Origin of the sequence: Phormidium pseudopriestleyi FRX01, assembly GCF_017313335.1 — a bacterium.
GTDB classification, from domain to species: Bacteria; Cyanobacteriota; Cyanobacteriia; order Cyanobacteriales; family Laspinemataceae; genus Laspinema; species Laspinema pseudopriestleyi.
Window position 1 is genome coordinate 1 of record NZ_JAFLQW010000543.1, and the last position, 4,291, is coordinate 4,291.

Consider the following 4,291-nt stretch of genomic DNA (forward strand, 5'->3'; position numbering starts at 1 on the left):
AATCAAGGGATGCCTGAGTTTCCCCCATCTGCCGAGGGCTGTAAACCGTGATAATACGGCGATCGCCTCCCATCTCGATCACCAAGTCCACCTCAGAGCCCGGACGCAACAGGGGCCTGACAAACAACTCCGGATGCAACGCTTTCCAAAAATATTCCACAAATTCCTCGATTTCCCCATCACTCATTCCCGCCTTACCCTGGGCCTTCATTTCCCATTCCGCCAATTTCCGCCACTGCAAACTCAAGCGATAATCCTGGGGATACAACACCATCAATCCATCTAATCGGTCCCACAATGGCAAATAATCCCGCAATCGATGATTCATATCGCGGGCAAAACTGCGGTCTGCTTGCGTCATAATCGGCCAAGGGGGATTGTCAAACATTGCCGGATCCACGGGACGCACCCCCACAAACCATCCTTCCCATAACAGGATATCGACAGTCTGAATGAGTAAGGGTTCTATGCGATCGCCTTGTCCCTCCCACAGGGACTTATCAAAACGGGGAACGGCAATGGTTTGTCCATCGGGATTGCGCAAGCGATCCAGGAGGTTCATCCCTAACTCCACATCGTGAGTCCCCGGAGGTCCTCGCCAAATCAGACGCGGGTCCTCCTTCCGCAACTGCTGCCGTTGTGAATAGGTTTTATAAAGGTCATCGATAGAAAGTGACAAGGTAGAATAGCCCAGATGAGTCAAAATCCAGGTTAAAATTCTCCCCAGGGTGGTTTTCCCCGTTCCCTGTCCCCCTAAAATCCCTTGAATCCAGGGTCGTCCTGATTCCTGGTGACAGGCGATCAGTTTCATCGCCAAGGGTAACCACAATTGCCATAAGGGTTCGAGTATTTTATCTCCCGGGAAGGGAAATTGCTTCAGGTGGGGTAAAATCACCGCTAATGCCTGCGATCGCGCCCTGAGTTGGGAATCCACCGTTTCCGGGGAAATTCCATACCCCTGAGCCCGAAGAGGGTCGGCGAGTTCTTCTTGGATTAACAGTTCCCAGGTGGATGCGGTGGGGAGATGTCCCTGCTGCCACTCCTGCAAAATCGAGGCGATCGCCCACTCTTTCTCCATGAATCAATCTCCCTGGAATTCGGTAAAAATGGCGTTTGATTCCGATTAACAATCCATTAAGAACCGAGGGTAAAGGCGAGGACGAATAGATTGTAAATCATGCCTATTTTAAAGGAATTGATTCCCTGGGCCAACAGCGATCGCTTCGTTTTGTTATGAATCCGATAGAAAAAATAACTATAGAGTTCGGTTGATACGATTAAAACAGCCGCGACCATCACATCTAAGTTGGCATTTTGTCCGGCGATTGTGGTAATTGACGTTCCCACAAAATTACCCAATAAAAAGCTAATCACCAGTACGGATATCCGTCGCCAAGGATTGCGTAAAGATTGCCTCAGTTCAGAAACGCTACCATCAAACAGACTGTTCAGACGGGTATTCTGCATAGCTTATATCATTTTCAATCAAACATTGATCTCGAACCCTGACCCGTTCAGTCAGAGACCCGATTCTGTTTAAGGCGATCGCGCTGCTGATGGCGACCCTAAAGATGTCATCTCCCTCCCGCATTTCCATCCAGGAAGAAGCATCTGCCGGTTTGTTAGATACAATAGCATATTCCAACCCTTTCCCCCATCTCCCAACTCTCCCAACTCTCCCAACTCTCCCAACTCTCCCAACTCTCCCAACTCTCCCCCACCTCCCAACTCTCCCAACTCTCCCCCATCAACCCAGGACAAATGACAAATAACCCAGGACAAATAACAAACAACAAACAACAAATGACAAATGACAAATGACAAACAACAAATGACAAACAACAAATGACAAATGACAAACAACAAACAACAAATGACAAATGACAAATAAAAAATGACTGTAAACCATAACAGACCCTAGATACAAAAACAACTAATGAAACTTCAAATGAATCGCTTTTGGGATACTCAGAGTAAAATAAGCGTACCGCCTAAGTTCGCTTTAATATTATCAATTTTGGGGCTATTGGGGATTGGATGGATTACATTTTTATGGAAATTAGGCAGCGTTGGGTTAGTGGATGAAACGGAACCATTGTTTGCAGAAGCGGCCCGACAAATGGTGGTTACCGGCGATTGGATTACGCCCTATTTTAATCAAGAAACGCGATTTGATAAACCGCCGTTGATTTATTGGTTGATGGCGATCGCCTACCAAATTTTTGGCGTAAATGAATGGGCGGTGCGTCTGCCTTCTGCATTATCGGCCATTTTTTTGATGGGTTTCGTCTTCTTTACCCTGCTATATTTTACTATTCCCCACTCCTCCATTCCCTCAGAAATTAACGAACTGGACCCACCCCGAAATATCCCTCGAAAAGCCTGGTTTTGTGCCGGACTTGGAGGGGCGATCGCCGCCGTGAATTTCCAAACCATTGCTTGGGCAAGAATCGGCGTTTCTGATATGTTATTGAGTGCTTGTATGGGAATCGCCCTGCTTGCTTTTTTTTGGGGATATGCCAGTTCCCAGGCTTTACAAACCAGCGAAAATCAAGTCAAAACTTCTCTGCCATCAACCGTCTTAACTGCCGATATTTGGTACATAATTTTTTATAGTTTTATCGCCTTAGCCATTCTCGCAAAAGGACCCGTAGGGATTGTTTTACCCGGATTAATTATTGGGTCTTTTGCAATTTATCTAGGACAGGTGAAAGAATTGTGGCGGGAAATCAAACCCTTGCGCGGGATTTTAATCATCACAATTATCGCCCTGCCTTGGTATCTTTTAGTCATTTTAGCCAATGGTCAAACCTATATCGATACATTTTTTGGGTATCATAATTTTGAACGCTTTACTCAGGTTGTCAACAATCACAGTGAAGCGTGGTATTTTTACTTTTTAGTCATTTTAACGGGATTTGCCCCTTGGTCGATTTATTTACCGATTGCGATCGCCCGGTTGCGCTTTTGGAAACGGAGTCGCTGGCAGAATCAACCCCGGGCTAATCATCTAGGGTTATTTGCTTTATTTTGGTTAAGCGGTATCTTTATTTTCTTTACCGTTGCCGTCACCAAACTGCCCAGTTATATTCTTCCCGCCCTCCCTGCTGCTGCCATCTTAGTCACATTGTTTTGGAGTGAAGAAAGCTTTAAAACAGACCGCGATCGTAAACCCGATCGCTTCAGTTTATTTGTGGGAGTTTCCATCATTGGTAACTTAATCTTATTCTTACTCATGGCGACTGCCCTTCTCTATATTACCCGACTCTTAACTCCAGACCCAGCCATGCCAGAATTTCCGATGGTTTTGACCAATTCTGGTTTAATTGAACGAGGCGCTTTAATTTTAATGGCGAGTGCCTTAATTGGGGTAATTTTGGTCTTAAAACGCCAGTGGCGATGGATGATGGCTGTTAATATGGCTGGATTTTTGGCGTTTTTCATGTTGGCAGTTATGCCGGTTTATTTTATCTTTGATAGCGAACGACAATTGCCAGTCCGCCAACTGGCTGAAATTATTGCACAGGTGAAACAACCGGAACAACAGGTGGTGATGGTTGCGTTTGAAAAACCTAGTTTGGTCTTTTACAGTCATCAACCGATTCAATTTTTTAGGCGTTCAAATCATGCCCGAGAATACTTGCAAGAATTAGCTGCAAAAAATCCCAATCTGCTGCCGTTTTTAGTGTTGGGATATCCTGACAAAATTAAGGGACTGGAAATTCCTAATCCGGAAGCTTATCAAGTGATTGCAGAACGGGGGAATTATTGGCTAGTGGAAATGCCAAAACAGTTGTTTTTGCCCGAAGGAATAGGAATGAAGGATGAAAAATGATAATTCTTCCTAGAGTGAGAGATTCCAGGATCTTACAAAAGGAGGTTTTTTACGCATAAAATCAGCGACGGTTCCCTCCCCTTGGCAAGGGGAGGGTTAGGGTGGGGTTCCCCTTGACGTGGCGATCGCCTGAGTTACGCACTCAAAGGATGCGATCGCGCCTGTATGAAGGCGGGTCCAACCTCTTTCTTCGTGACATAGCAAAGCCACGTCACTCCGACACTCCACCCACTAATTCTTCCTGACGTGGCTTTGCCACGTCAGGAGGACCCCACCCTAACCCTCCCCTTGCCAAGGTCCGGGGACCGTCGCTGATTTTATGCTTGATTTTCTAATTCATTATAGAATCGCGATAGAGTTGGCGAGATTCCAGGAGTATGAGCTTCCAGGAGTGCGAGCATCTTGCTCGCTTTGTTTATTACTCGGTCAGAAACGACTAAAGTCGTTACTACGAAC

Annotated in this window: 5 protein-coding genes; 1 reads left to right on the plus strand and 4 read right to left on the minus strand. The window is 45.9% G+C overall.

The features are described 5' to 3' along the window. From J0895_RS20625 to J0895_RS20635, 3 genes are all read right to left on the minus strand, one after another. Positions 1-1,078: glycerate kinase (locus J0895_RS20625; RefSeq protein ID WP_242541463.1), on the minus strand; the 1,078-nt coding region annotated here is incomplete at its 3' end. Between the two features lie 56 nt (positions 1,079-1,134). Next, the gene (locus tag J0895_RS20630; RefSeq protein ID WP_207089876.1) at positions 1,135-1,467 is read right to left on the minus strand and encodes a DUF565 domain-containing protein; all 333 of its coding nucleotides are present in this window, start codon (positions 1,465-1,467) and stop codon (positions 1,135-1,137) included. Between the two features lie 69 nt (positions 1,468-1,536). Further along, on the minus strand, positions 1,537-1,782 hold the full coding sequence (locus tag J0895_RS20635) for a hypothetical protein (RefSeq protein ID WP_207089877.1): 246 nt from the start codon (positions 1,780-1,782) through the stop codon (positions 1,537-1,539). Between the two features lie 154 nt (positions 1,783-1,936). Here J0895_RS20635 and J0895_RS20640 point away from each other — a divergent pair, with 154 nt between their 5' ends. Next, complete coding sequence (locus J0895_RS20640; protein ID WP_207089878.1) at positions 1,937-3,835, plus strand: ArnT family glycosyltransferase; 1,899 nt, start codon at positions 1,937-1,939, stop codon at positions 3,833-3,835. 96 nt (positions 3,836-3,931) lie between these two features. Here J0895_RS20640 and J0895_RS26525 read toward each other — a convergent pair whose 3' ends face one another. Beyond that, positions 3,932-4,063, minus strand: coding sequence for a hypothetical protein (locus J0895_RS26525; RefSeq protein WP_277989877.1), 132 nt, complete (start codon positions 4,061-4,063; stop codon positions 3,932-3,934). Positions 4,064-4,291 lie beyond the last annotated feature (228 nt).